At 45.2% G+C, this 26,704-nt stretch carries 25 protein-coding genes; 11 read left to right on the forward strand and 14 right to left on the reverse strand.

Annotated features, from left to right (window positions below; translation table 11 throughout):
• Positions 1-26: 26 nt before the first annotated feature.
• Positions 27-1,481 carry a catalase KatA gene (katA, locus tag RIN81_RS13385; protein WP_309091067.1) on the forward strand — a complete coding sequence of 485 codons (1,455 nt, stop codon included), beginning with the start codon at positions 27-29 and terminating at the stop codon, positions 1,479-1,481.
• A gap of 176 nt (positions 1,482-1,657) precedes the next feature.
• Here katA and RIN81_RS13390 read toward each other — a convergent pair whose 3' ends face one another.
• From RIN81_RS13390 to RIN81_RS13420, 7 genes are all read right to left on the reverse strand, one after another.
• Positions 1,658-2,380: a glycerophosphodiester phosphodiesterase gene (locus RIN81_RS13390; RefSeq protein ID WP_309090961.1), complete on the reverse strand. Its 723-nt coding sequence runs from the start codon at positions 2,378-2,380 to the stop codon at positions 1,658-1,660.
• Positions 2,381-2,831: 451 nt separating this feature from the next.
• Positions 2,832-4,031 (reverse strand): class I SAM-dependent rRNA methyltransferase, encoded by a 1,200-nt coding sequence (locus RIN81_RS13395; protein ID WP_309090963.1) that lies wholly within the window; start codon positions 4,029-4,031, stop codon positions 2,832-2,834.
• A 1,039-nt stretch (positions 4,032-5,070) separates the two neighbouring features.
• A complete protein-coding gene (locus RIN81_RS13400) occupies positions 5,071-7,215 on the reverse strand; it encodes a type IA DNA topoisomerase (RefSeq protein ID WP_309090966.1) in 2,145 nt (714 codons plus the stop codon).
• 111 nt (positions 7,216-7,326) lie between these two features.
• Positions 7,327-8,037 (reverse strand): MBL fold metallo-hydrolase, encoded by a 711-nt coding sequence (locus RIN81_RS13405; protein WP_309090968.1) that lies wholly within the window; start codon positions 8,035-8,037, stop codon positions 7,327-7,329.
• A gap of 51 nt (positions 8,038-8,088) precedes the next feature.
• Positions 8,089-9,486 (reverse strand): N-acetylmuramoyl-L-alanine amidase, encoded by a 1,398-nt coding sequence (locus RIN81_RS13410; RefSeq protein ID WP_309090970.1) that lies wholly within the window; start codon positions 9,484-9,486, stop codon positions 8,089-8,091.
• Between the two features lie 100 nt (positions 9,487-9,586).
• Complete coding sequence (locus RIN81_RS13415) at positions 9,587-10,489, reverse strand: catalase family peroxidase (protein ID WP_309090972.1); 903 nt, start codon at positions 10,487-10,489, stop codon at positions 9,587-9,589.
• A gap of 50 nt (positions 10,490-10,539) precedes the next feature.
• Complete coding sequence (locus RIN81_RS13420) at positions 10,540-11,889, reverse strand: MATE family efflux transporter (RefSeq protein ID WP_309091069.1); 1,350 nt, start codon at positions 11,887-11,889, stop codon at positions 10,540-10,542.
• A gap of 342 nt (positions 11,890-12,231) precedes the next feature.
• On the opposite strand from RIN81_RS13420, the gene corA reads away from it, so the two are divergent.
• Positions 12,232-13,182 carry a magnesium/cobalt transporter CorA gene (corA, locus tag RIN81_RS13425; RefSeq protein ID WP_309090974.1) on the forward strand — a complete coding sequence of 317 codons (951 nt, stop codon included), beginning with the start codon at positions 12,232-12,234 and terminating at the stop codon, positions 13,180-13,182.
• A gap of 442 nt (positions 13,183-13,624) precedes the next feature.
• Positions 13,625-15,022 carry an alanine permease AlaP gene (gene alaP / locus RIN81_RS13430; protein ID WP_309090977.1) on the forward strand — a complete coding sequence of 466 codons (1,398 nt, stop codon included), beginning with the start codon at positions 13,625-13,627 and terminating at the stop codon, positions 15,020-15,022.
• Positions 15,023-15,076: 54 nt separating this feature from the next.
• Here the strand turns inward: alaP and RIN81_RS13435 are convergent, their stop codons facing one another.
• Positions 15,077-15,523, reverse strand: coding sequence for a DUF4385 domain-containing protein (locus RIN81_RS13435; protein WP_309090978.1), 447 nt, complete (start codon positions 15,521-15,523; stop codon positions 15,077-15,079).
• Positions 15,524-15,642: 119 nt separating this feature from the next.
• Between RIN81_RS13435 and RIN81_RS13440 the strand changes: the two genes are divergently transcribed.
• Together RIN81_RS13440 and RIN81_RS13445 are read left to right on the forward strand one after the other, a co-directional pair.
• Positions 15,643-16,107, forward strand: coding sequence for a hypothetical protein (locus RIN81_RS13440; RefSeq protein WP_309090980.1), 465 nt, complete (start codon positions 15,643-15,645; stop codon positions 16,105-16,107).
• Between the two features lie 16 nt (positions 16,108-16,123).
• Positions 16,124-16,849, forward strand: a complete 726-nt coding sequence (locus tag RIN81_RS13445) for a YqjF family protein (RefSeq protein WP_309090982.1) — start codon at positions 16,124-16,126, stop codon at positions 16,847-16,849.
• Positions 16,850-16,861: 12 nt separating this feature from the next.
• On the opposite strand, the gene RIN81_RS13450 is transcribed toward RIN81_RS13445, so the two are convergent.
• Positions 16,862-17,827: a Gfo/Idh/MocA family protein gene (locus RIN81_RS13450; RefSeq protein ID WP_309090984.1), complete on the reverse strand. Its 966-nt coding sequence runs from the start codon at positions 17,825-17,827 to the stop codon at positions 16,862-16,864.
• 146 nt (positions 17,828-17,973) lie between these two features.
• On the opposite strand from RIN81_RS13450, the gene RIN81_RS13455 reads away from it, so the two are divergent.
• The 3 genes from RIN81_RS13455 to hxlB all read left to right on the forward strand — a co-directional run bounded on the left by RIN81_RS13455 (position 17,974) and on the right by hxlB (position 19,673).
• On the forward strand, positions 17,974-18,348 hold the full coding sequence (locus RIN81_RS13455; protein WP_309090985.1) for a winged helix-turn-helix transcriptional regulator: 375 nt from the start codon (positions 17,974-17,976) through the stop codon (positions 18,346-18,348).
• A 138-nt stretch (positions 18,349-18,486) separates the two neighbouring features.
• Positions 18,487-19,128, forward strand: coding sequence for a 3-hexulose-6-phosphate synthase (gene hxlA / locus RIN81_RS13460; protein ID WP_309090987.1), 642 nt, complete (start codon positions 18,487-18,489; stop codon positions 19,126-19,128).
• Entirely contained in the window at positions 19,128-19,673 is a 546-nt protein-coding gene (gene hxlB, locus RIN81_RS13465; protein ID WP_309090991.1) for a 6-phospho-3-hexuloisomerase, read from the forward strand. The genes hxlA and hxlB overlap by 1 nt, the downstream gene beginning before the upstream one ends.
• 41 nt (positions 19,674-19,714) lie before the next feature.
• Here hxlB and RIN81_RS13470 read toward each other — a convergent pair whose 3' ends face one another.
• A complete protein-coding gene (locus tag RIN81_RS13470; protein WP_309090996.1) occupies positions 19,715-20,188 on the reverse strand; it encodes a DinB family protein in 474 nt (157 codons plus the stop codon).
• A gap of 154 nt (positions 20,189-20,342) precedes the next feature.
• Between RIN81_RS13470 and RIN81_RS13475 the strand changes: the two genes are divergently transcribed.
• Positions 20,343-21,485 carry a zinc-dependent alcohol dehydrogenase gene (locus RIN81_RS13475; protein WP_309090999.1) on the forward strand — a complete coding sequence of 381 codons (1,143 nt, stop codon included), beginning with the start codon at positions 20,343-20,345 and terminating at the stop codon, positions 21,483-21,485.
• Between the two features lie 118 nt (positions 21,486-21,603).
• Here the strand turns inward: RIN81_RS13475 and RIN81_RS13480 are convergent, their stop codons facing one another.
• The 3 genes from RIN81_RS13480 to RIN81_RS13490 are packed head-to-tail and all read right to left on the reverse strand — an operon-like array spanning position 21,604 to position 23,861.
• Complete coding sequence (locus RIN81_RS13480; protein ID WP_242234835.1) at positions 21,604-21,855, reverse strand: HPr family phosphocarrier protein; 252 nt, start codon at positions 21,853-21,855, stop codon at positions 21,604-21,606.
• Positions 21,856-21,867: 12 nt separating this feature from the next.
• Positions 21,868-23,394, reverse strand: coding sequence for a tripartite tricarboxylate transporter permease (locus tag RIN81_RS13485; RefSeq protein WP_309091001.1), 1,527 nt, complete (start codon positions 23,392-23,394; stop codon positions 21,868-21,870).
• Positions 23,395-23,414: 20 nt separating this feature from the next.
• On the reverse strand, positions 23,415-23,861 hold the full coding sequence (locus tag RIN81_RS13490; RefSeq protein WP_309091004.1) for a tripartite tricarboxylate transporter TctB family protein: 447 nt from the start codon (positions 23,859-23,861) through the stop codon (positions 23,415-23,417).
• Between the two features lie 258 nt (positions 23,862-24,119).
• Between RIN81_RS13490 and RIN81_RS13495 the strand changes: the two genes are divergently transcribed.
• Both RIN81_RS13495 and RIN81_RS13500 read left to right on the forward strand, forming a co-directional pair.
• Entirely contained in the window at positions 24,120-25,160 is a 1,041-nt protein-coding gene (locus tag RIN81_RS13495) for a tripartite tricarboxylate transporter substrate binding protein (protein ID WP_309091006.1), read from the forward strand.
• A gap of 30 nt (positions 25,161-25,190) precedes the next feature.
• A complete protein-coding gene (locus tag RIN81_RS13500; RefSeq protein ID WP_309091008.1) occupies positions 25,191-25,973 on the forward strand; it encodes a class I SAM-dependent methyltransferase in 783 nt (260 codons plus the stop codon).
• 32 nt (positions 25,974-26,005) lie between these two features.
• Here RIN81_RS13500 and RIN81_RS13505 read toward each other — a convergent pair whose 3' ends face one another.
• On the reverse strand, positions 26,006-26,701 hold the full coding sequence (locus RIN81_RS13505; RefSeq protein WP_309091010.1) for a response regulator: 696 nt from the start codon (positions 26,699-26,701) through the stop codon (positions 26,006-26,008).
• Positions 26,702-26,704: the final 3 nt, after the last annotated feature.

Below are 26,704 nucleotides of genomic sequence, written 5' to 3' on the forward strand. Positions count from 1 at the left end.
CAATAACTGATGAGGTGATTTCTTTGATCGAAAAAAGCAATCGTTTAACAACCAGCTGGGGTGCTCCTGTTGGAGATAATCAAAACTCACAAACAGCGGGAGATCGCGGTCCTACTTTAATTCAAGATGTTCATTTGCTTGAAAAACTAGCTCACTTCAACCGCGAACGCGTACCTGAGCGCGTTGTTCACGCAAAAGGCGCTGGTGCACACGGCTACTTTGAAGTAACAAATGATGAAATCTCAAAATATACAAAAGCAGACTTTTTATCCGAAGCAGGCAAACGTACGCCGATGTTTATCCGCTTCTCAACCGTTGCTGGTGAGCTTGGATCAGCTGATACAGTTCGGGATCCACGCGGCTTTGCAGTTAAGTTTTATACAGAAGAAGGCAACTATGATATTGTCGGAAACAACACACCTGTGTTTTTCATTCGCGACGCGATTAAATTCCCTGACTTTATCCATACACAAAAACGCCATCCGCAAACGCACTTGAAAAATCCTACAGCCGTTTGGGATTTCTGGTCTTTATCACCTGAATCACTTCATCAGGTTACGATTTTAATGTCTGACCGCGGTATCCCGGCAACGCTCCGTCATATGCACGGATTCGGCAGCCACACCTTTAAATGGGTAAATGCTGAAGGACAAGCTGTCTGGGTGAAATACCACTTTAAAACAGACCAAGGTGTAAAAAATCTAGATGTGGATGTTGCCGCAAAACTAGCTGGTGAAAATCCGGATTATCATACAGAAGACTTATTTAACGCTATTGAAAACGGTGATTTCCCATCATGGACGCTGTATGTGCAAATTATGCCATACGAAGACGCCAATACGTACAAATGGGATCCATTTGATGTCACAAAAGTATGGTCACAAAAAGACTATCCGTTAATCGAAGTTGGTAAAATGACACTGGACCGCAATCCAGAAAACTATTTTGCGGAAGTTGAGCAGGCTACATTCTCACCAGGTACTCTTGTTCCAGGCATTGAGCCGTCACCAGACAAAATGCTTCAAGGCCGCTTGTTCGCTTATGCAGATGCGCACCGCTACCGTGTTGGCGCTAACCATAATACACTGCCAATCAACTCGCCAAAATGCCCGTACCACAACTATCAGCGCGACGGCCAAATGCGCTTCGACGGCAATGGCGGCAAGGCCGTTTATTATGAGCCAAACAGCTTTGGTGGCCCGTCCGAAACACCGGAAGCGAAGCTGACACCATTTGAGGTGCAAGGCTTTGCAGGTCAGCATAGCTACAGCCATGATGACCATTACACACAAGCAGGCGACTTGTACCGTTTATTGTCTGAAGATGAGCGCACACGCCTTGTTAACAACATCGTTGGTGCGATGAAACCGGTAGAGCGTGAAGACATTAAGCTCCGCCAGATCGCCCATTTCTATAAAGCAGATCCGGAATACGGCACACGCATTGCAGAAGGGCTTGGCCTGGTCGTTCCAGCTCAGTAAATAAAAAAAGAGGTATTCCGCCCGTTTGCGGATACCTCTTTTACTTTGAAAAGGAGTGAACATTCGTTGAAAAAAGCCCAAATTTGTCCTGACTGCCAAATGGCTATGAAAAAGCTAAAGCACAGTACTTTATGCGGATGCGGTATTAAACTTACAACGATCAGCCGCTCAAAGCGTTAACGAAACCGTTCAGGAAAATCGGTAATAAGCGCTGCTACCGGCACACCGCTGCTCCGTATCCGCTCCCACTCTTTCGGATGGTTAATTGTATAGAGACGAAGAAGCATGCCGCTGTCAACAGCTTCCCTTCCATAGCCGCTAAGCGCATAGGATGACTGTGTATGAAGGGCCCTCAAACCAAGCTCTTTCGCTCTTGCCAATGCATCACGGCGTATTTTCCAAACAAGTCCCGCAACTGCTATGTACGGGTCCAGCTCAATCACCCGCTTAATACTGTCGAAGTTAAACGAAGAAATAATGATTCTCTCCCGCATCTGGTAAGCGTCAATCAAATCCAGCACTTGTTTTTCGATTCCGTGGTAAGGTACTTTATTGGTTTTAAGTTCAATATTGATTTGCAGCTTATTTCCTGCCGCCCACTTAAAAAATTCATCGAGCGTTGGGATTTTTTCACCTGAGCAGGAAGGGCTGAACCAGCTTCCTGCATCAAGCTGTGCCAATTCATCCAGCGTCATTCGCCCAATGGCTCCCCTGCCGTTTGTTGTCCGATTAACGGTTTCATCATGAATAATGACAAGCTCTCCATCCCTTGTCATTTGTACATCGAGTTCAATGCCGTCTGCCCCTTTTTGAGCAGCTGCCCGGAAAGCGGCCATCGTATTTTCGGGGTATGTTCCGCTTGCACCGCGATGGGCAAAAATGACCGGCTTTTGATTCATGCTGATCTCTCCTTTTTATATCATCCTCTTTATCTTATGTTAAATGAAAGAAGAAGCGCTAGTTTTGAGCGATGCACTGCCAGAGCTCTCTCTATGTTAAATCGGTTTTCCTTATAAAAAAACGGCTTCCTTGTGCGGAAGCCGTTTCAATGTATAGACAGAGTCTTTCGCTTTTAAAAAAGAGCCGATAAGTGGTGTGGAAGATCCATAAGCAAGGACCGAATAGACATTTTCTCTTTTTTAAATAGAAAGGTACGACCTTATCCGCTCTATACAATCTTGTCGCAAGACACTTGGCGGCGGGAGATCAGCGCAGACCCCTATGGGCTCAGCGCCTGCCCTATGGAAAGCGGAGCTGCCTGGACTCCGCCGATCATCTCATTCATGTGCATGGTCATCAATATAACTTGTCTGCAGTCTGAAACGGCTTCCTTGTGCAGAAGCCGTTTTTTTATTTCTTTTTAATTTTTACAAACATCACTTTTAAATAATGGCCTTCAGGAAAAGCCTCTATGGTTCGAAAATCTTCTGGCAGCCCGTATTGCTCGACAATCTCATAAGCCGCTCCCTGCTCCTTGCAGGCTTCTTTAATAAACTTCTTAAATGTTTTTACATCCACAGCGCTGCTGTTTGTAGAAGCGACAATGATACCTTTATGCTTCGTTAACTGAATCGTTTCTTCAAGCAGCTTTGTGTAATCTTTTGCTGCGCTGAAGGTCCGTTTTTTTGTTTTCGCAAAACTGGGCGGGTCGACAACAACAAGATCAAAGGTCCGCTTCTTTCTGGCAGCGTATTTAAAATATTGAAACACATCGTCCACGACGATTTCCTGCTCCGAGACATCGATTCCGTTCACTTCGAATTGCTGGATCGTCTTTGCCCTGCTTCGGTTGGCGACATCCACACTTGTTGTTTTTGCAGCGCCTCCAAGCGCGGAAGAAACAGAAAAGGCGCCTGTATAGGAAAACATATTAAGCATTTCCGCACCTTTTGCATACCTTGTACGTATCGCATTTCTTACTTCACGCTGATCAAGAAAAATCCCGGTCATGGCACCGTCATTTAAATCCACACAAAAATTCACACCGTTTTCTTTGATCAGCATTGGAAACTCGCCGCGCTCTCCTTCTACAAAGTCATCATCCTCAATATACTGCCCTTTCTGGTCAAAGCGCTTTTTCTCATAAATCCCTTTGAATTCGAGCTTCTCGCGCATGGCAGTCAGGATGTCTTTCCGGAATGAGTAAATACCCTCGCTGTACCAGTGAATAACATAAAAGCCGTTATAGTAATCGATAATTAACCCGCCAATTCCGTCCCCTTCACCATTAAACAAGCGAAAAGCCGTCGTATCAGGGTCTTTCATCAGCTCTTTACGGTGCTGAAAAGCCGCCTCTATTTTGCGGGCGAAAAAAGCGGCATCGATATATTCTTCCGGCTCCCGGGTGATGACCCAGCCGATGCCTTTATTTTGTACGCCGTAATAGCCGGTACCGATATAGTTTTTTTTATCATCTAAAATACGGAGAATATCTCCTTCTTCTTTGAGTGCTTTCGGGTTTTCAATCGCTTCTTTTTCAAGAAGAGGGTATCCCGCACGAAGCTTTGCTGCCGCTTTTTTGTTTACCTTTATATTGATCATTGTTTTCATTCCAGCCCCCTGAGCGCTTTTTTCTTTATCTTATCAGAACTTGTGTACAAACAGCATGTTTTAACTATGATGGTACAATGAAAAAGAGTTTGGGGTAGATTTTTACACCACGATAAAAATAGTGGCAGGGCTCTGTAAAAGGACGTTTTTTTTAAGGCTTTGCTCATTGCTATGGTTACGTTTTGCCCGCCTTCCATAATAAAACAGCGGCTCTTTTTATAGATGCAGAGCCGCTGTTTAATCATTATATAAAACGACGCAATTGCGTCCCTTCTTTTCCCTTCATATAAGGCACAATCTGCTTCATAAATCATGTGTTCAATTTCTTTTCCGATCCGCCATTCAGCCAGGCCGATCGTAACCGAAATAAAAAGTGTGCGATCCCGGTTAACGAATCTGTACTGGCCATGATGTTGAGTTTTTCATTTGTTTCATTTAAATGATCAATCATCCGGTCAACGGAACTTCGAAAAAATGAGCTAAGAAGTGCAATAATAAGAAAAGCCGCCGCTATATTTAACACATAGAGGAAATCAATCATATGGGCAGAAAGAGAAATGATTGTCCTATCACTAATAAAGTACAATCCAATAAAAAAAATGCTCAGTATAGCAGTGGTACACTTATAACTTTTACTCGTTTTTGGAAAAAAAGAAAGCACCGTACACAGGAATAATGCCGTAATAGCGAAAGCCTGCTTTCCATCCAAAAGTGAAAGTGGACAGGCAGGCATGGAAGGAAATTTCCGCCAAGGACAAAATAAAATAAAAGCGGTATGCTTCGTTTTTAACAAGAAAATAATTCACTATATAGAGGACAGCTTGCAATATTGGCTGCTACTAAAAACGGCACCTCCAGCCATATAAAAAGCAAAGCCCACATAAAATGAATGGTAAAAGCCATATACACCGACTGTTGTAGAATAACCATGTAGTTTGCATCTGAGGAAACCTTTTGTGCCATGTTGACTCGCCTTCCTAAGTGCCTTGGCATTGGAGCTCTTCTTTATTGATAGCATATAGGAGTTGGGTATATATGACTACTGGTTTTTTTGAGCTTTAAATTCAAATTGAACGGTGCCTTCACTTTTATCCTTCCAAACAAGATAAGCGTCAAATGGCCGCTTTCCTTTAAAGCCCTTGATTAAGTTCGTTTTTCCTTTCTCGAGAAGCTTTTTTACATTCGCTGCACTGATTGACTTGCCGAGCATTTTTTTGCCGAGTGTAAACCCACATTTCGATGATTGGTAAGCGGAACAGCCGAAAAATTTCCCTTTATCGACAACAGCGCCGCCACATTTCGGGCATGCACCGAGCGGTTGATTGTCACGTGTGGCCGGCTTTGCCGGCGCATCAAATGACCAGCCGGCAGAGTGCTCTATGGCATCCTGCACAATTTTTTGGGCGAGCCGCTTCGACTGTTCAATAAACACATTGGCCGGCGCTTGTCCTTTGCCAATTTCTTTTAAGCGCTGCTCCCATCTGCCTGTTAATTCTGGTGAAGCGAGCAGCGTATTTTCTACAGCATCAATCAAGACGAATGCCTTGGCCATCGGTACCACGCGGTGCTCTTCTATCTTCATATAGTCAAGCTGCTTCAGGCGCTCGATAATATTAGAGCGTGTACTTTCCTCTCCAAGGCCGGAAACCGATTTTAATACATTGCCAAGCTCTTTATCCTCCACTGTGTAACCGACATTTTTCATGGCGGTAATAAGTTCCCCTTCTGTGTACCGTTTCGGCGGGACGGTTTTTCCTTCCACGACTTTTACATCCTCTGCTATGCCTTTTTGTCCTTCCTTCACATTCGGCAGCAGCACATCCTCTTTTTCCTTTTCAAACAAAACCGGACGCCACCCGGGCTCAATCAGCCGCTTTCCGTTCGTCACAAAGATGTGCGGCCCGACCGCTGTTCGGATAGTCGAATGTGCAAACAAAGCCGGGTTATAATGGGCAGCAATCAGTGAACGAGCAATCAGATCATAAATCTTTCGCTCATCACCGCTTAATGAATGAAGAGCCGGAACTTTTTCTGTTGGAATGATGGCATAATGATCGCTTACTTTTTTCGAGTCTACGTACCGTTTATCCGATAGGATGGAACGTGTTGTCCCGGCGGCCCATTGTTTGTACGGCTCGAGCTGGGATAACTTCCTTAAGATAGCTCGAAAAGCCGCAGCTTCTTCTGGATTTACATGATTGCTGTCGGTCCGGGGATAGGTCACGTAAGACCGTTCATAAAGAGACTGCGTCACCTCCAATGTTTTCTTTGGCGAAAAATTAAACCGCTTGTTCGCAAGTGCCTGCAGCGTGGATAAACTGTGAAAAGCAGGCGGCGGCACCGGTTTCTTTTCCGTTTTCACTTCCACTGCTTCCGCTTCTTTTCCCATGCACTCGTCCCGGATTGCTTCTGCATTCTCCCGTTCATAAAAGCGCGTTTCTTTTTCTTTTATCCATTTTCCTTCATATAAAGCTCCATCCATGTTAAAAGACGCCACAACTTCATAAAATGGCTTGGATACAAAGGTAAGAATCTCCTTTTCCCGCTTGACGACAAGAGCAAGCGTAGGTGTCTGCACGCGCCCGACAGCGTATACATCCCGCCCTGCTCCTTTTGTTTTAGACTGAATTAAGAGCGTATAAGCACGGCTCGCATTCATGCCGATGAGCCAGTCTGCATAGCTGCGGGCCATCGCTTCGTGGTAAAGCGGCATCGTCTCTTCAATGGGCCGCAGATTAGCAAAAGCCTGCTCCACGGCTCTCGGTGTTAAGCTGCTTACCCAAAGGCGCCGCATCGGTTTATTAACACCAGACATGCGGACAACGAGCTGCACAATGAGCTCTCCCTCACGTGCCGGGTCCCCCGCGGAGATAATTTCGGTTACGGCCGGATTTCGAATAATTTCCTTGACTGCTTTAAATCGGCTCGTTTTAGCTGGAATGATTTTATATTTAAAGGTTTCTGGAATCATTGGCAGTGTTTCAAGATGCCATCTCTTTAATTTAGGGTCCATCTCATGCGGCGGTACAATTTCAAACAAGTGGCCGCTGCACCAGGCGAGCAGCGCACCATCTGGAAATGTTTCACACGGTGCAATCTCAATGTGTGTTCCTTTTTTCGCATGGCGGAATGGAGCGGCAAGCGCCTCGGCCTGTGATGCTTTTTCAGCAATGATCGCCTGCATGGCTTTTCCTCCTATCTACAAAAACAAACGTTCGATATACTCATTATAAAGGGGCCATTTCATTTTCGCAAACGCAAAAAAGCGAAGCCGGCTTTGGGCTTCGCTCTTTTTTTAACTCAGTTTTCTCTCTGCTTCGCCAATTGCCTGGCGTATGGCGCTCTCTGGATTCGGCACCATCTTGCCGTGACCCGCCGCAAGAAGCGCTGGCTGAAGCGCCTGAATCCGTTTGGCACTTTCAATCGCGGTCTCTTTATCCCATGTTCCGAATGCTGGAAAAGGGAACAGCGGTTTAAACGTACCGGCAACCGCCATTCCTCCGTGTGTTTGAAAAGCATCTCCAACAATCAGGTGCTTGTTCCGGGTGTCCCAAAACGACATGGAGCCCGGCGTATGGCCTGGCGTAAACACGGCTTCGAGCGAGCCGATTCGATCTCCTTCATTCAGTTCTACATCCGGTTTTGTGCTCATTCTTTTCGGAACGCCGCCTTTAATAGGCTTTTGTGCTTCGCCCGCATCAACCGTCAAATCCCCTTTTAAAATCCGCGCGTCGCGTGCAGATATATAAACGGGCACATCAGGTATAAACGCTTTTAATCGATCGACTGAGCCAATATGGTCTTCGTGAGCATGCGTAAGTACAATGTGTTCAATCGGCTTGCCCAATTGTTTCACCATATTCATAATGGCGGCTGCACTAAACGGAAGCGCTGCATCAATCAACGTAAGAAATCTTTCTTCCTCAACCATATAGCAGTTAACCGGAAACAGGGATGGCATAAAAGAGATCTGATACAAACTTCCTGTTTTTTGAATGCGGACCATGACAATCTCCTCCGATGAAAAATGGCTTCCGTTCAAAACGGAAGCCACTTTTTATTTGTAATACACATCTACGCTAAATCCTTTTGCTTTGTAATAATCAAGAATCCCATTGTAAATCGCAATAGACATTTTATTCATTTGAGCATCAGATGCCATCCTGGCAGCATCTCCTGCATTTGTGATAAAACCAAGCTCAAGCAATGTAGCTGGCATGCTGTTTTCCCGAAGAACCGAGTAATTGCCCGGCTTCGTACCGCGGTCGCGAAGGCCCCATGCGGCAAGCATACGTGCATGAATCTTTTCGCCAAGAAGCTTGCTGTCGGCTGCATGCTGGTTGCCGGCTGAATAATAATACGCTTCTGTACCTGTTGCTGCAGGTGTTGCGGCATTTGCATGGATACTGACAAAAATATCTCCGTCTTCATTTTTTGCAAACGCAGAACGGTCAAGTAGTTCAATAAAGACATCCGAAGACCGGGTCATTTTTACCGTAAACGGTGTTCCCTTTAAAAGGCTGCTTACTTGCAGGCCGGCTTTGAGCACAACATCTTTTTCCTTTAAGCCATTGCCGACCGCGCCGGAATCTTTGCCCCCATGACCCGGATCTAAAATAATCGTTTGCCCGGCCAAAGCAGAATCCGTATTTGGTGACGGAGCTGGAGCCGGTGCATCAGGCGCCGTACTTCCTGACGATGAGCGCAAATAGGAAGAACTGATAAATCCGGTCAGAGACCCTGCTTTTACATAAGTCCAGCCGCCGACAGAATGGGCACCCGATACTTTTGTGTTGGCTGAAATTTTGCCGATAGACGTGTAATCCGTTGATGGGCCTGTCCGAATATTTAAGTTGTTTGTGGTTGACACAAATGCTGACTCAAAAGAAGCTGACTGTTTCAAGCGAAAAGATGGATTCACAGCACGTGCAAGAAACACCGCAAAATCTGCGCGGGTAATCGTTTTTTTCGTGCCAAATGTGCCGTCTTCCATTCCGCTGGCAATCCCAAGCTTTAAAAGAGCCTGTTCAGCATTTCCGGAATAACCGAATGCTCTTTGTAAAATAATGGCCATGTCACCGCGTGTAACGGCTTTAGAAGGGAAAAATTGATTGTCTGGTGTACCGAGCATAATGCCTTTATCGGCCATGGCTTCAATATAGCCGGACGCCGTGTTTCCTTTTCCCACGTCGGAAAAACGAGTAGCCCGCTGCTGTCCATTAAGCTGCAGGGTCCGGCCGACAAAAATGGCCACTTGCGCCCGCGTCAATATTGCTCCTGGAGCGAATGATGACGGAGTAACACCGTAAATAATTTTTCCTTGCGTTAAGTAATTTACTTCCTTAACTGCACGCGATGGAACATCGTTAAATCCCGCTGCCTGAACAGGTGCTTGAATGCCCAGCAGAGAAAGAACCAGGCACAATGCCGTGATAAATATCGTCCATTTTTTCACTTTGTTGCCTCCATTCAAAAATATGCCGCTTTTAACCTATACATCGGTTCTATTTATTTCATTTTAACGTTTTTTTTAGGTCAATTGTATTTCATTTCTATTACAGACCGTTAAAACGACGTAAAGAAGAAGCAGCATAAATAGCATGGCGGGCATGTAAAACCGGGTCATTCGAACACTCTATCCCATCCGGAAGCACAGTTGGGTCGAAAATGACCCGGTCATTTGGCTGGAGAATTTTTTCTCTTATTTCCAGACGACCAACAGAAATACGCAGCCGGTCTTCAGGCCAAAGTACGGTTGAATCGTCCGTGGCATCTCCCGATTTTCCTAGAACAATAGAAAGTGTAAAGCTGACAGGCAGCTCATCTTCCAATTCTTTTTCTAAGTAATCCGCGGGATGGGTAACAGCTTCTTTTTTTGCTTCTGCGCTAAACGATTTCTCTGGTATCCATTCATATTTTACAGGCTGCCTGTCGCCTGCTTCGTTAACAAAGTAAAATGTATGAATAGGAAAATAGCGGCTCGTTGAATAGCTGACGAACGGCTTCATTTGTTTTAAAATCTGAAAAGCCGCTTTGCTTTCCGGATAGTCGACAAACAATTTCATTAAATCTCTTGGTCCCGGCCCTTCGGCGGCAAGCCTCATCATTTCCACAAACGCTTCCGGTGTTTTCGTTAAAAAAACCGGGACATTTACACTAACCAAATAGGTTTTTTCTCCATTGGGCAGGTGAAACTGAACAGACATGCCTTTTACTGGTGAAAGACTGTCGATCATATTTGGGTTTGGTGAGCTGTCTGAAAAACGGACGACTGCCGGCACCGGCCTTTGCTGCAAATGCGCGGCTTTTGTATACGGTGCAGCCTCCCCATTTGGAACAAAAACAGCTTGATAAAAGCAGCCTTTTGCATGCGCCCTTCGAAAGCCTGGATGAGCGCCTGCAATTTTTTCAATGGACTGGATCGCCGTTTCGGCTAAGCCCGTGTACTTTTCGTTCATATCGCTGCCTCCTTTTCTATTCATCCATACCCAAAAAAGCCTTTGCTGATTCAAGTTTGATCAGCAAAGGCTTTCTTATCCATGTCCCTGTCCCTCTCAGGCGGAAACAGTCGGCGTCCAAGCGCAGGCATATAAAAAACAAGAAAAACGGAACGAGCCAGTGTAAAGCTTATAAAAGCGAGCCAAAGACCGTGATTCTCAAAAGCTGGGACACCTGCCCATTGAATTAGAAGGTACATTCCCAGTGCTGCTGCAATAGAGTTGCGGACAGGAGCCGCCTGTGAAGCACCGGTAAAGACCCCGTACAGCACAAGGCCTAATGCGCCGCTTGCCGGAAACAGGAGCAGCCAGGCACTGTAAGAATCGGCCAGCTCCAATACTTGCGGCAGATTTGTAAACAGTCTAATAACCGGCTCCCGTAAAAAGAAGTACGCTGCCGTCAGCAGCACTGCTGCTGCTGCAGACCATTGAATCGACAAAGAAACCGTTTTTTTGTACATGTCTTTATCGTCTGCGCCAACCGCCCGGCCGGTTAAAATGCTCGAGGCATTGGCAAAGCCATCAAAAAAATACGCCATAATATAATGAATTTGAATTAAGATGGAATTTGCTGCCAGAACATCAGTCCCAAATGAAGCACCCTGGGCGGTAAACGCATTAAACACAGCTAAAAGGCAGACCGTTCGAATCATTAAATCGCGGTTTACAGCCATCATTTTTAAAAACGGAGCCGCTTCAAACAAGCGGGGCTCTTTTATATCTCTCAGCCGGATTCCTGCCGACTTCCAGATAATAAACAGCCCGATCAAAAACGCCGATATTTCAGAAATAAGCGTTGCAGCTGCTACACCTGCAATCCCGAACGAAAATCCTTTAACAAACACAATATCAAGGATGATATTTGAAACGTTCATCCACACCTGAAGCCAGAAAGATGCTTTAATGAATGATCTGCCCATCATCCACCCGAGTATCACATAATTCATCAGCACAAAAGGTGCTCCCCAAATTCGAACCATAAAATAGTCTGACGCCGCCGCAAGAACGGCCTGATCCGGATTCATGATAGAGAAGAAAATCGTTTTAATAGGCCATTGAAGCAGTATAAACAAACAGCCGATCAACAGCGCCACCAAAAAAGGCCTCATCAGCGCTAGTTTCATAGCTTGAGAATCCCGGGCGCCATCAGCTTGAGCCGTAAAACCGGATGTACTGACACGAAGAAAACCAAACAGCCAGTACATTGTATTAAAAATCATGCTGGCGATCGCTACACCGCCAATGTAAGCCGGATCAGGAAGCCAGCCTACAACCGCTGTGTCAACTGCGCCAAGTAGCGGCGTTGTAACAGTTGAAAAAATGAGCGGAATGGCAAGCGCCAGATAAATCCGATGAGTCAGCATTGTTTCCTCCTTACAATTCAAAACATTCATTAATGCATTTCTTCATAAATAAAGAACGCCTGCAGCCACTTGTACATCCGTATTTATTCGGCTGATTACGCTGACATCATGGTAGCATATTGCTCCCACGATGTAAATCGTCATTATTACGATTTAAAACGAAAGAAAAGCGCCTGTCTCATACAGGAGCATGTAGTTACTGATTTTAAAAATAAAACATTCCTTTTCGTGAATCAGAAATCTGTTTCGTCTGCTCCCTGTTCCCTCCCTTCTCTCCTTACAAACATGCGGATATGCTGTATACTGTTAAGGGCTTACTACAAGAAGAAGGTGATGCGCATGATCCGAACGGCTGCAATTACGGCTGATCAAGCTGTGTTGCATAACATCCCGCTTGAAGACCTTCGCGGGGACAACATCCTTTGGTACTGGGTGGACCTTGACCAGCCGACAAACGAAGAAACGGCAATTTTACAGGATTTTTTCGCATTTCACCCGCTGGCGATTGAAGACTGCCTGCATTTTATTCAACGGCCAAAGCTGGATTACTATGAAGATCACAACTTTATGATTATTCAATCCATCAATCAAAAAACGCTTGATCCGGAAGAGATTGATATTTTTTGGTGTGCAAACTATATTGTAACTTTTCATCGGAAAAAATCTGTTGAAATTGACACAGTATGGGAACGTCTGCTGGATGCTAAAAAAATAAAAAACTTAAACCCAGTTCAGGTTTTATACCATCTTGTTGACAAAGTAGTCGACCACTTTTTCCCGAGCGTCTATCAGATTGAGGACAGCTTAATCCAGCTCGAAGCAGAGGATGCAGACCAGGCGAGCACAGATGATTTATTTGATATTCGAAAAGAGCTGCTGAAGCTGCGCCGGATTATTTTTCCGATGCGGGAATTGTTATACCGTGTACTGAATTCAGACCGGATTCAAATGGGTAAAAAAAGCAAACTATACTTTAAAGATATTTATGATCATCTTTTAATGCTGACAGAAATCGTTGAATCAAACCGGGAACTCACAAAAGACATGCGTGACAGCTATCTTTCCGTGAACTCAAATCGTATGAACAGCATTATGATGACATTAACGGTCATCACAACGATTTTCATGCCGCTTACGTTTATTGCCGGCATTTACGGAATGAATTTTGATCATATGCCGGAATTACACTGGCACTACGGTTATTTTATCGTTCTTGGTGTCATGGCTGGTATTTCCCTGTCCATGTTTGTCTTTTTCTGGAGAAAGGGCTGGTTCCGGCAGGATCATTAATGAAAAAGCACTGGTGAAGAGCACCGGTGCTTTTTCCATTTTTTCCAGATATTTTTTCTTAAAGAGCAAAAAAAAAAGAGACTTTATCTTACTAAAAATGAACTTTTTTTCGTGAAATTCCTCCTCTTCTTTTTGTTCATATTCCCAAACAAGCGAAAAAAATTTTTATTTCTCCACAAACAATTTTTCTATTAATCAATGTTAAAATGGGCATACGCTCCAAATTGTAAGCGGTATCAAATCAGTTCTATCAAGGATTCTCTTGATTCACTCTTCACCAGTTTCCCTGTTTTGGCAAAAAAGGGGGTTATGTTTCTTTCTTATTTTTCTTGCCAATCAAAACAGCACAGGGATACAATGAGAAAGTGCGTTAATTTCTTGAAGCATCTCAGAGAATTTTTTTTCCATTTTGGAGCCTATTTTAAGGAAAGGGAGAACACAAATGGCACAACTAGAGTCAAAGAAAATAGCGCCTCAGCCAAACAACAGCAATGAACTGCACCGTGGATTAGAAGAAAGGCATATTACACTTATGTCACTCGGCGCAGCCATCGGCGTCGGGCTTTTTTTAGGTTCCGCTACCGCGATTAAAATGGCCGGTCCAGGAATCTTGCTTGCTTATGCTGTGAGTGGCATGGTGATGTTTTTTATTATGCGTGCGCTCGGTGAAATGGCGATTGAAAAGCCTGTTGCCGGTTCATTTAGTAAATACGCGCGTGATTATCTTGGCCCGCTGGCCGGATTTATAACTGGATGGAATTATTGGTTTTTATGGGTTGTAACCTGTATGGCGGAAATTACCGCAGTCGGCGTTTATATGGGCTTCTGGTATCCAGACGTTCCAGCCTGGATTTGGGCATTAGCCGCCTTGGTCATTATGACAACCGTTAACTTTTTAGCGGTAAAAGCATATGGGGAATTGGAGTTTTGGTTTGCTCTCATCAAAATTGTTGCGATTCTTTCCATGATTGTAATCGGTGTGTTAATGATCGCTTTCGGAATTGGAAACGGTGGTATTGCAACCGGAATCAGCAATCTTTGGGAGAACGGCGGCTTTTTCCCAAATGGGGCAAAAGGACTTCTGTTATCCTTGCAGATGGTTATGTTCGCTTACTTGGGCATTGAATTAATCGGTGTTACGGCCGGGGAAGTAAAAAACCCGGAAAAGTCATTGTCAAGAGCGATTGACTCTGTGTTTTGGCGGATTTTAATTTTTTATGTGGGCGCTTTATTCGTCATTATGTCCATTTATCCGTGGACCGAAATTGGCACACAAGGCAGCCCGTTTGTCCTGACATTTGAAAAAGTAGGTATTCCAGCAGCAGCCGGCATTATCAACTTTGTTGTCCTAACGGCCGCTCTTTCATCTTGCAACAGCGGTATTTTCAGTACAGGACGCATGCTGTTTAATCTGGCAGAACACGGGGAAGCACCTGCTTCTTATCAAACGCTGACTCGAAACGGTGTTCCGGGCAAAGCTATTATTGCATCTGCCGGTGTGCTGCTCATTGGCGTTTTGTTGAATTATCTTGTACCCGCTAAAGTTTTCACATGGGTAACGAGCATTGCAACATTCGGAGCGATTTGGACATGGGCAGTTATTTTGCTTTCACAAATTCGCTATCGAAAAAGCTTGAGCCCGCAACAGCAGCAAGGACTTAAATACAAAGTTCCGCTATTTCCTTTTACTTCATACATCTCTCTTGCGTTTCTAGCAGGCGTCATTGTTGTAATGGGCTTTGGTGCGGACACAAGAATTGCCCTGATTGTCGGTCCGCTTTGGCTGCTTTCATTAACGGTGGTATACTATGCCAAAGGTTTTCACCGCAAAAATGCATAAGAGCTCTTTCAACGTACCGGTCCTGCCCTGAGCAGGCCGGTTCTTTTTTTACGATCAGCCATATTTTTTCTGATGTTCTTTTTTCAATTTTAAGTACTCCTGATTTTCGCGCACAGCTTTCCATTTCATCTGGAAAATCGCTGCTGACTGCGCTTTTTCTTCATCAATATTCCGCTCGTTTACCTTTCCTTCTTTATTATATTTGCGGCCTCCTTTGTAGTTTGTGTAACGACGTGCCCGCGTATAGCCCATCTGCAAAAACTTGCGTGCCATATCCATGCCGACAAAATCTTTTTTTTCTTTGTATTCCAAAAACATGCTGTAAATCTTTTCTGATGATTCCCGGGCAATATCGGGTGTTTTAAAGCGCCAGTGCGGCAAAATTTCACTTTTGTAAGGCTCCACAAGCAGTACCCCCTGCTCGCCCCGGCCGACACGGTATTTTTTGGGTTCTTTTCGAAAGTCAATATGGTCAAAGTCAAGCGAATAATCAAATGCCATTATGCTTCTCTCCTTTTTCTTCTTTTTACCCGTCCTTTTAAGAGCCAAACGAAGCAAAAAAAGCGTTTAAAACGGTGCCATTTGTAAATAGTAGTAAAAAAGATGAAAAGGGGATCATCATGAAAAAAACCTACTATGCTGCTTCTTTTTTCCTGGCAGGGATGCTGACAGCCGGATGTGGAACGGACGAAAGTGAACAGCCTGTACTGGATACCGAAACCGATACTATTGAGGAACAGGCGCGTGATTTGCCAAGTGAAATTCAAAATGTACAAAGTATGCTTGACCGCGTAAACACCCATATTGAATCTTCTGAAAGCGGTGAGGAGCTTCAGAAAGCCGGAGAAAGCCTGGAGGAACATTGGGATTTAGCTGAAGCTGAAGTGGAAGAGCAATATCCAGAAGAATACACAGCTATTGAAAAAAGCCTTTACCCGCTTATAGCCGAAGCACAAAAAGACAACCCTGATCTTCAAAAAATGAAACCATGGGTAAAAGACGCCAACGATAAATTAACGGCCCTTTTAGAAAAAGCATCCGCTCCTAAAAAAGATGAAGATGGGTTAGACACAAAACAGAAATAGAGAGGAGTCCCGTGAAATGGCCAACACTTTCAGTGAAACGAGCCAGCGTCCTTTTGCTCTCCCTTCTTCTCCCTGGATCGCAGCACAGCAATGGGATTTTATGCTTTTTCTTCACTGGCCTGTTTCAGCCAAGAAACTCGAACCGCATATCCCAGCCGCTCTTTCTCTTGATTTGTTCGGCGGCAGCGCTTGGGTCAGCATTGTGCCTTTTTTAGCCCGCGGCACCCACCTGCGCGGCCTGCCGCCTTTTCCTTTTTATCATTCCTATTTAGAAATCAATATACGCACTTACGTCACGTATAAAGGCGTTCCCGGTGTTTACTTTTTCAGCCTTGGTGTCGATAAATGGCCGGTCGTTTTGGGTGCACGGGCCGCTTCTCTTCTTCCGTATTACCATGCTCAAATGAAGCTGCTTGTGCGCAATCAAACGGTGGACTTTCAATCAGGAAGCAAACATCCTTTTCGTGCCGTTTATTTCCCTTCTTCCTCTGTCTTTATTCCACAGAAAGGCAGTATAGACTTTTGGCTGCTTGAACGCTATTGCCTGTTTGATCAAAAAGGCGGCTTTGTTTTCCGCGGAGATATTCACCATGACCGGTGGCGTGTGGCGGAAGCGCGCTGTACGGTTTTGGATCCGCCGTCCCTTTCTTTTTTGCCGGATGCCGTTTTTGAACAAAAGCCGCTCGCTCATTTTGCCCATAAAAAAAACGTGTTTGCCTGGCCGTTACAAATCGCCAGGTAAACACGTTTTTTCTTATGAAGTAAAGACGACGCCGGCCTGTCTGCGCGCTTCTTCCGTGATCTCGATCACAATTTCGCTTATGTTCCGGTAGTGCTCATACAGGTTGCGGTCATTTGACTGAATCGCTTTTGCAATCGCTTCTGCTTCATACATCATATCGTTTTCTTCTTCTGCAACGGCAAGTTGTTCCTGCTCCCCTGAAAGACGATCCGTAAACTGGATGCTTGCAATTGGTGCCACATGATCAATGCTGATCGTGCCGTTTTCGCCGCTGATTTCACCCGGCAGGAACGAATCCGTTATTTTCGAGAACATTGTGGTACACACATGTGTGCCGTAATCCAGAACAACCGAACCACTTCCATCCACACCTGTCGGCAGCATCGTCACATGGGCACTGATACGCTCTGGCTTGCCAAACAAGGAAACAGCCAGGCTGATCGGATATACGCCTAAGTCAACAAGCGCACCGCCGGAAAACTTCGGTGAGAAAATATTTGGTTCTTCCCCAGCCAGTACATTGTCGTAGCGGGACGAGTATTTCATATACTGCAAAAATGAATGACGGATCGGACCGACTTTTTCAACCACCTCTTTTAGGCGTGCATGGTTTGGCGTATACAAATTGCGGAACGCTTCAAATAAAAATACGCTGTTTTCTTCCGCAGTTTGAAAGGCCTCTCTGCACTGGTCAGCCGTTGAAAACATTGGTTTTTCGCAAATAATATGCTTTTTATGCTTCATTAAAAAAAGCGCCTGCTCAAAGTGAAGTGAATTAGGCGAAGCGATGTATACAACATCAACGGTTTCATTAGACGCCAGCTCTGCAAGGTCTGTGAAAACGCGCGGCGCTCCCAGCCCCTTTGCTTTTTCGACCGAACGGGAGAAAGCGCCGGCAAACGTCAACGCATCTGTTTTGCTGACAGCATCAATAAACCGCTCTGTAATCATGCTTGTACCAATTGTTGCAATATTCATATGTAATCCCTCTCTTATCCAGAATACTAGCCGCTGTTCTTTGTTATTTTCTCAGCAAAACGCCCCAAGATCAACTGCCGGCCAAACAAGTTCCTTTTTGAACTGTACATACATATTGTATACTGTTTGAAAAGGGGGGCTTACAAGTGGGACATGTGTGCGCAAGAGAATTCAACTGTGAAAAAGAACTGACGCTGGCGGTGATCGGCGGGAAATGGAAAATGCTGATTCTTTGGCATCTAGGGAAAGAAGGAACAAAACGGTTCAACGAATTAAAATCGTTAATGCCCGGCATTACGCAGCGTATGCTTGTGAATCAGCTGCGTGAGCTCGAATCGGATTTTATCGTTCACCGGGAAGTGTATCCGGTTGTGCCTCCAAAAGTAGAATATTCCTTAACAGACCAAGGCCGGACTTTAATGCCCATTCTTGAATCGATGTACGATTGGGGCAAGAAATATAAGAAATTTATTGAAGAACAAGTGGATGAACCCACTGTAGAAATTGGACACAATAAATAACCAAGAGAGCGTGCAGAGCACGCTCTTTTTTATTGGACAGTATACTTTTCAGCACTATATGAGTTTAAAGTGCGTACTTCTTTTTTGCTCAGCTTCACTTTACAATGAACAACATCAAACAAAAAAGGAGCATGTATTATGAAATTACAATTAGCGTTAGACCTTGTAAATATTCCGGAAGGTATCGAGCTTGTGAAGGAAGTACAGGACCACGTTGACATCGTTGAAATTGGCACGCCTGTTATCATTAATGAAGGGCTTCACGCGGTTAAAGCTATGAAAGAAGCGTTCCCGAACCTGGACGTGCTGGCGGATCTTAAAATTATGGATGCAGCCGGCTACGAAGTGTCACAAGCTTCAGCAGCAGGCGCCGATATTGTGACTATCCTCGGCCAGGCGGAAGATGCATCCATCAAAGGCGCCGTAGAAGAAGCGAAAAAACAAGGCAAACAAATTCTTGTAGATATGATCGCGGTCAAAGATATTAAAACACGCGCGCAGGAACTTGATGCTCTTGGTGTTGATTATATCTGCGTCCATACGGGCTATGATTTGCAGGCAGTCGGTAAAAACTCCTTTGAAGACCTGCACACAATTAAAAGCGTCGTAAAAAATGCGAAAACAGCGATTGCCGGCGGGATTAAGCTTGAAACACTTCCAGAAGTGATTAAAGAACAGCCGGATCTTGTTATCATAGGCGGCGGGATCACTGGCCAAGACGACAAAAAAGCAGCTGCTGCCGAAATGCAGAAGCTTGTCAAAGAAGCGGTTACGTTTTAATGACCAAGCAGCTTGAACGCATTCTGCAGGAGGTTCACACAACCGCTCAGCTTATCCGTGATAAAGACGCGGCACAGCTTGTGACCCACATCCTTGAAGCGAAAAAAATCTTTGTAGCGGGCGCAGGACGCTCCGGGTTTATGGCAAAATCCTTCGCGATGCGCATGATGCATGTCGGCTTAGATCCGTATGTTGTAGGCGAAACGATCACGCCGAATGTAGAAGAAGGCGATTTGTTTATCGTCGGTTCCGGTTCGGGTGAAACAAAAAGCCTTGTGGCGATGGCGGAAAAAGCCAAGTCGATCGGCGCCCAGGTTACGGCTGTAACCATTGTGCCGGATTCATCGATCGGCCGGATTGCAGACATCGTCATTGAGATTCCTGCTCAGACAAAAGCCGATATAAACAATAAATCGATTCAGCCGATGGGTTCTTTGTTTGAACAAAGCTTATTGCTGTTTTATGATTCGCTCATTTTAATGATCATGGAAAGACGCGGGATGGATTCCGGCCGTATGTACGGGCGCCATGCCAATTTAGAATAGCTGTGAAAAAGGCCGCTTATTTAAAGCGGCCTTTTTTTACTTTATGTAGATGGATTGTCCCGCAAAAAATAAATAAAATCAGTCGGGCAGCTCCCATATCCTGCTGTTCTCATCATCGCCACCACATTTCCACGGTGGGAAGTGCCGTGATTGACCACATGGATCACAAGCTCAGATAACGTATTTTGAAAGAGCACCCCTTCTTTCGTCCGATAGTTAATCATTGTATCACCGCTTTGTGCCCCCCGTAAAAAACCACTCATTTCTTTTCCGAGATCCGTAAAAGCTTTTTTCGCTTCTGCCGCAGTCGAAAAAGTTGTTTCGCCGCCTGCCGGTTCACTGGATTCTTTCATCCTTGAAAACCATATCCGGTCTACGTCATAAATATGCTCAAATGTCCGAGCGATAGAGGAAAACGGCCCTGCCATCGGTTTTGTAAAAACGGAAGGGTACGAAGCCAGATGATCCAGCATTCGTTCATTCGCCCATACATGATAATCATATAACTGATTCATTTGTGATCCGCCTTTCTTTGTTTTAAAGATTCCTTGTTTCTACTATAACAGGAAACAAACCCTGTACCATTTAAAAAGGAATACGCGTTTTTTCAGCATAATATTCCGTCATGCGGGTAAAAGAAAACTATTCTAAAAATCAGGAGGTTTTTTCATGCGTGCAGTTACGTATCAAGGCATTAAGAACATGCAGGTGAAGAATGTAGCGGATCCAACGATTCAAAAGCGGGAAGACATTATTGTCCGTGTTACCTCAACAGCCATTTGCGGCTCTGATTTGCATATTTACCAGGGTGCTCTGCCGCCGGCAGAAGACGACTATGTCATCGGCCATGAACCGATGGGGATTGTAGAGGAAGTCGGGCCGGACGTCACGAAAGTCAAGAAAGGCGACCGTGTGGTGCTGCCGTTTAACGTTTCCTGCGGCCAGTGCTTCTATTGTAATCACGATATGGAGAGCCAGTGTGACAACTCTAACGCCAACCCTCATATCGATTCGGGCGGTTATTTCGGCTTTACACAGCGCTACGGAAACTTCCCCGGCGGCCAGGCAGAATATATGCGCGTGCCATACGGAAACTTCATGCCCTTTGTGATTCCAGAATCTTGCGAGCTTGAGGATGAATCGGTTTTATTCCTATCTGATATTTTACCGACTGCTTATTGGAGCGTTGAAAATTCCGGCGTGAAAGCAGGAGACACGGTTGTTGTACTTGGCTGCGGACCGGTTGGCTTATTAACACAGAAGTTTGCCTGGATGAAAGGCGCCAAGCGGGTCATTGCTGTGGACCACGTTCCGTACCGCCTGGCTCATGCCAAGAAGATGAATAACGTTGAGGTATTTAATTTCTCGGAATATAAAAACATGGGCGATCATTTAAGGGAGATTACCAATGGCGGCGCGGATATTGTCATTGACTGTGTCGGCATGGACGGAAAAAAATCGCCGGTTGAAGCGATCGAACAAAAACTCAAGCTGCAGGGCGGTACATTAAGTGCGATCCAAATCGCCTTGAGAGCGGTTCGCAAGTTCGGAACAATTCAGCTCACTGGCGTTTACGGTTCTTTGTATAACATGTTCCCGCTCGGCTATTTATTTGAGCGGAATGTTACTGTAAAAATGGGCCAGGCACCTGTCATTCATTACATGCCGGAGCTGTTTGAGAAAATTACAGCCGGCGAGATTGACCCGACAGAAATTATTACCCACAAAGTGCCGCTCGAGCAGGCAGGCGAGGCTTATCAAATGTTTAATGATCACGCAGATGAATGTATTAAAGTGATCCTGAAACCATAAAATGAAAAATCCGCTCCATGCAGGGCGGATTTTATTTTTTATATAGAAACAGCCACTGATCAAAAGTATACGATTCAAAAAACAAAAGAAAAAGAGCGGTCCTGTACGGACCGCTTCTTTATTCATTCACTTCTACCGGCATATGAAACTGGTGAAACACTTTTACCATTTCCTGCTTCGCCTCTTCTTCATCCGGCCCATGAATCTCAAGCTGAAATGTTTTGGAGGTTAAAACGGAATGTGTCAGTCCTAAAATACTTTTTACATCAATGCTGCGATGATCTGTTTTTAACACGATGCTCGATTGAAACGGCTGAGCCGCTTTGTTTAATTCCACCACGAAACGAGCAAATGTCCCTCCGAGTTCCATATCGGCTCCCCCTTAATCTTCTTCGTTAATAATGACGGAACGGCCACGCATCTTCATAATAAGCGGAATACTGATCCATAACGCGCCAATCAGCAGGAACAAGAGTGACACCGGACTTGTGACAAAAACAGAAAAATCACCATTGGAAGAAGTAAGGGCGCGGCGCATATTATTTTCAATCATCGGACCAAGCACCAGCGCTAAAACGAGTGGCGCGACCGGATAGTCATTTTTCGTTAAAAAGTAACCGAGCAGGCCGCAGGTAAGCAGTAAAGCTAAATCAAAAATATTAAATTGTACGGCATACACACCGAAGATGGAAATCGCCACAATAATCGGCAGCAAGTATTTGGCCGGCGTATCAATCACCTTGGCAAACACTTTTACAAGCGGCATGTTTAAAACAAGCAGCATTACATTACCGATAAACATACTGGCAATCAAACCCCATGCTACCTGCGGATTATCTTCAAACAACAGCGGGCCCGGCTGTACGTTGTACATAATAAGGGCTCCCATCAAAATAGCGGTTGTGCCGGAGCCCGGAATACCCATTGTCAGGAGCGGGATCATAGCGCCGCCCGATGCTCCATTGTTGGCAGACTCAGGTGCAGCTACTCCTGCAATCGCTCCATGGCCGAATGTTTCCGGACGTTTGCTTATTTTCTTCTCGGCAATATAAGAAAAGAAAGAGGCAAGCGTCGCCCCTGCCCCTGGCAGCACACCAATAAAAAAGCCGAGCAGCGAGCCCCGGAAAATAGGCCCGGTGCTTTCTTTCATATCCTGCTTTGTCGGCAAAATCCGCCCCACTTTCGCTGTTTTGCCGTCCCCATTGTCACGGTCTAAAATCGTCCGGAACACTTCACCAAGCGCGAATAAACCTACTGCTACTGTTAAAAATTCAAGTCCTGAATACAAATAAGGGTTATTGTACGTAAAGCGGGAAACACCGGATACATTATCCATTCCGATGGTCGCTAAAAGCAGGCCGGCGACTGTCATAATAAGTGCTTTTGTAATCGAGCTTCCTGCCAGTCCACTGACCGCACACAAGCCGAGAAGCATCAGCGAAAAATACTCAGCCGGCCCGAATGAAAGAGCTAATTCGGACAGCGGCTTCGCCAGCAAGGTTAAGCCTAGAAGCGAGACAATCCCTGCTACAAATGAGCCGATAGCAGAAATAGAAAGTGCTGCTCCAGCCCGTCCCTGCCTTGCCATTTGGTAACCATCCAGCGCCGTTACAACCGAAGAAGACTCTCCCGGCGTGTTTAATAAAATCGAGGTGGTCGATCCTCCATACATAGCTCCGTAATATACACCCGCAAGCAAAATAATCGAACTGGCGGCAGCGCTTTGCGGGTCAAGGCCCGATGTAAGCGTTGCGGTAATCGGAATTAAAAGAGCCACGCCGCTCATAGGCCCGATTCCCGGCAGCACACCTACCGCCGTTCCAATCAGGACACCACAAAAAGCAAACAATAAGTTTTGCCACTGCATGGCAACCCCGAACCCATTCATTAAAAATTGTACTGTATCCATGTGTAAGCACCTCCTTTAATTTAAACCGGAAATCCTGGCAGCGAGCCTTGTAAAAGACCGACAAAAATATAGTAAACCCCAAAAGAAAACGCCGCGGCGATCAAAATGCTTTTCAGCCAGCCGCCCCTTTCCAGCACTTGAAATCCAATCAGTAAAAATAAAAAGGTTGTAATCACATAACCAAGCGGCTCCAGCAGCACAATGTAAAGAATGGCGGCTGCAAAGATAATGAAAAACCTCTTGTAATCCGGCTTTTCTCCTCCTTTTCCGTCCTGTTTATTTTTTACGGCTTCGATAAAAAGCTTGATGCTTAATAAAATGAGTAAAATGCCGAGTCCAATTGGAAAAATATCCGGTCCCACGTTGCTTCCATAAGAAGTGGCAGCAATTTTACGGCTTTCTGTGATAAAAAAGGCGCCTATTAATAAAAAGATAATGCTGGCATAACGATCGAATGTCCTGCTCATTTTATACACCCCCGCATTTGTTTTGTTTGAATGAAAACGCTTTCTTAAAAAGTATCAGCTTCTGCCCGCTGATAGAAGTTTTTCTCCATAACTTGAATAACGATCATATTTTCAACGCGGCATTTATTTTCCGTGAAAAATATGACGTTAATGCCGTTTAATGATCTTTATGAGATGAATGAACAGAAACTATTCCTGTTCATTCATTGGTGGTACTATTCGTAAATGAAAGCGTTACCAAATAAAGGGGGCATTTCAATGAGTGTGACGTTCAAGGTAAAAAAGTGGGGCAGTCTGATTACAGCCGGTGCGCTTGCACTTAGTTTAGCAGCGTGCAGCAATTCTACTTCTTCTTCCTCCGGAGGAAGCAAAGAAGAAAACGCTGCTTATCCGGAAAAGCCGATTGTCATTAATGCGCCATCTGGAGCAGGCGGCGGGCTTGATACAACTGCACGCGCTTTAACGAAAGTATTAAATGAAACGGGATTAACAGAGCAGTCCATGACCGTTGAAAACAAGCCAGGCGGCGGACAGGCAGTCGGACTCGCGGATTTTATCAGCCAGGATCCTAAAGACCCTTACCGGCTGTTTCTTCCTTCTGTTCCACTGCTTATTAACAATTTGAAAAAAGAAGGAAACAGCCCGCATTCCTATAGGGATTTAACGCCAATTGCACAGCTTACGAAAGATTACGGAGCGATTGTCGTTCCGGCAGATTCCAAGTACAAAGACTTAGAATCGCTGTTTAAGGACTTAAAAGCAAAACCGGACAGTTTAACACTGGCAGGCGGCTCGTCTCCGGGTTCTCAGGATCATTTGGTTGCCATGCTCCCTGCTGTAAAAGCGGGTGTTGACGCTGCGAAAATCAAATATGTTTCTTATGATGGCGGAGGAGAAGCAATGACTGCTCTGATCGGCGGCAATGCCGATGTGCTTGCTACAGATATTTCCGGCACAGGGGAATATTTAAAAGCAGGAAAAGTTCGTGTTCTTGGCGTATCTTCTCCAGAGAGGTTAAAAGGCACATATGCCGATATTCCAACATATAAGGAAGCCGGAATTGATGCGGAATTTACGATTTGGCGCGGTTTGTTTGGGCCGAAAGAAATGCCGGACTACGCGGTTGATTACTGGAACAAAACACTTTCAGAAATGGTGAAAACACCAGAATGGCAAAAAGTTCTTGAAACAAACGGATGGGAAGACGGCTATAAAAATTCTGAGGAATTCACGGCTTTCCTAGAAGAACAAGAGAAATTGGTACAGGAGATTTTAGAATCGCTTAATATGCAAAAATAAGCTTATTCTGCTCGAGAAGGAGGAATCTTTTTGCAAGAATCAACAGAAACAGCCAAGCAGCGGGTGAAAAGCCAGTTTGGAAAATCAGCCGAGCACTACGTTACAAGCAGTACCCATTCAACAGGAACGGATCTTGCCCTTCTCCCCGAATGGCTGGAGATTGGTCCCGATTCTCTTGTCCTTGATATTGCAACAGGAGGCGGCCATGCAGCGAAAGCGCTGGCCCCTCATGCTGCTCATGTGTTTGCCACTGATTTAACCGTACCGATGCTTGAAGCGGCCCAAAAGCATTTGGCGTCATCCGCCAATAATATCTTTTACGTCGCCGCAGACGCAGAAGCACTTCCGTTTTTGCCGCATACGTTTGATGCAGTTACCTGCCGGATTGCTGCTCATCACTTTCCAAATCCACATCTGTTTGTACAGGAAGCAGCCCGCGTGCTAAAGCCGGGCGGACGCTTCGTTTTAATTGATAATATTGCACCTGAAGACCCGGCCCTGGATGCTTTTGTGAATCGGCTTGAATCTCTGCGTGACCACAGCCATGTGCGCAGTTATACCATTCCTGAGTGGAAGGGCTGGTTTCAAGAAGCCGGTTTCAGCCTGGTAAAGGAGCAGGTGCGGAAAAAAGAACTCGGCTATCCAGAATGGGTCCACCGCACGACCGCTTCTCCTGAGCAGGTTCAGGAAGTGGATGCTCACCTTCTCTCTGCAGACACGTCTGTCGCCACGTATTTTTCAGTAAAAATGCAGGGTGAAAGCATTGCATCCTTTCAAATTGATGAATGGATGGCCATGGTTCAACGAAATTAAGAGCTGGTGTTCCACATATGTGGGGCACCTTTTTACTTTTTTCGATATCTTCGTTCCGGACGGCCAATCGTTCCATACATAATTTCCACTTCTGCTTCTTCAGCTGCCACGAGATATTCTAAGTATCTTCGCACAGTGGAATTGCTGGCACCAGTCGCGCGTGCTGTTTCTTCCGCATTAATGCTTGAAGGAGCTTCATGTAAGTGCGTACGTACTTTTTTCAACGTATGTTTATCAATTCCTTTTGGCAGCTGGTCCGTTTGCTCTACATATTCGGCTCCGGCCGCCTGGCTCATGATGCCAAAAAAACGATTGACTTCTCCCTGCTCAATAAGAGCAGATTGAGACAGTTTCTTTTTTGTTTCTTTGTACTGCTCAAGCGTAGATAAGAACTGGTTGATCATAATGGGCTTCAGCATATAACTGTACGCACCGCCCCGAATGGCTTCACTAACGGTTCGAACATCATTGGCAGCCGTAATCATAATGACATCCACACTCCGCACTTCTTTACGGATTTCCCACAACAAATCAGTCCCGTTCATATCAGGCAGGTAAACATCAAGCAAAATAAGATCCGGTGTAAATACGTTTAATAATTCCAACGCCTGCTTTCCCAGGCTTGCAGATGCTACAATTTCGAATCCATCTACCTTTTGCACAAACTTTTTATAAATATTGATTGTGGTCTCATCGTCTTCGATAATCATTACTTTAATCGGTGCCATAAA

This window comes from Domibacillus sp., from assembly GCF_031181085.1.
GTDB lineage: Bacteria > Bacillota > Bacilli > Bacillales > Domibacillaceae > Domibacillus.

Coding starts and splice junctions, on each gene's coding strand:
- RIN81_RS13390 (WP_309090961.1), bottom strand. CDS start 2,380: ATGAATCAAAAGCCGGTCATTTTTGCCCATCGCGGTGCAAGCGGAACA.
- RIN81_RS13395 (WP_309090963.1), bottom strand. CDS start 4,031: ATGAAAACAATGATCAATATAAAGGTAAACAAAAAAGCGGCAGCAAAG.
- RIN81_RS13400 (WP_309090966.1), bottom strand. CDS start 7,215: ATGCAGGCGATCATTGCTGAAAAAGCATCACAGGCCGAGGCGCTTGCC.
- RIN81_RS13405 (WP_309090968.1), bottom strand. CDS start 8,037: ATGGTCCGCATTCAAAAAACAGGAAGTTTGTATCAGATCTCTTTTATG.
- RIN81_RS13415 (WP_309090972.1), bottom strand. CDS start 10,489: ATGAACGAAAAGTACACGGGCTTAGCCGAAACGGCGATCCAGTCCATT.
- corA (WP_309090974.1), top strand. CDS start 12,232: ATGATCCGAACGGCTGCAATTACGGCTGATCAAGCTGTGTTGCATAAC.
- alaP (WP_309090977.1), top strand. CDS start 13,625: ATGGCACAACTAGAGTCAAAGAAAATAGCGCCTCAGCCAAACAACAGC.
- RIN81_RS13435 (WP_309090978.1), bottom strand. CDS start 15,523: ATGGCATTTGATTATTCGCTTGACTTTGACCATATTGACTTTCGAAAA.
- RIN81_RS13440 (WP_309090980.1), top strand. CDS start 15,643: ATGAAAAAAACCTACTATGCTGCTTCTTTTTTCCTGGCAGGGATGCTG.
- RIN81_RS13445 (WP_309090982.1), top strand. CDS start 16,124: ATGGCCAACACTTTCAGTGAAACGAGCCAGCGTCCTTTTGCTCTCCCT.
- RIN81_RS13450 (WP_309090984.1), bottom strand. CDS start 17,827: ATGAATATTGCAACAATTGGTACAAGCATGATTACAGAGCGGTTTATT.
- hxlA (WP_309090987.1), top strand. CDS start 18,487: ATGAAATTACAATTAGCGTTAGACCTTGTAAATATTCCGGAAGGTATC.
- hxlB (WP_309090991.1), top strand. CDS start 19,128: ATGACCAAGCAGCTTGAACGCATTCTGCAGGAGGTTCACACAACCGCT.
- RIN81_RS13470 (WP_309090996.1), bottom strand. CDS start 20,188: ATGAATCAGTTATATGATTATCATGTATGGGCGAATGAACGAATGCTG.
- RIN81_RS13475 (WP_309090999.1), top strand. CDS start 20,343: ATGCGTGCAGTTACGTATCAAGGCATTAAGAACATGCAGGTGAAGAAT.
- RIN81_RS13480 (WP_242234835.1), bottom strand. CDS start 21,855: ATGGAACTCGGAGGGACATTTGCTCGTTTCGTGGTGGAATTAAACAAA.
- RIN81_RS13485 (WP_309091001.1), bottom strand. CDS start 23,394: ATGGATACAGTACAATTTTTAATGAATGGGTTCGGGGTTGCCATGCAG.
- RIN81_RS13490 (WP_309091004.1), bottom strand. CDS start 23,861: ATGAGCAGGACATTCGATCGTTATGCCAGCATTATCTTTTTATTAATA.
- RIN81_RS13495 (WP_309091006.1), top strand. CDS start 24,120: ATGAGTGTGACGTTCAAGGTAAAAAAGTGGGGCAGTCTGATTACAGCC.
- RIN81_RS13505 (WP_309091010.1), bottom strand. CDS start 26,701: ATGGCACCGATTAAAGTAATGATTATCGAAGACGATGAGACCACAATC.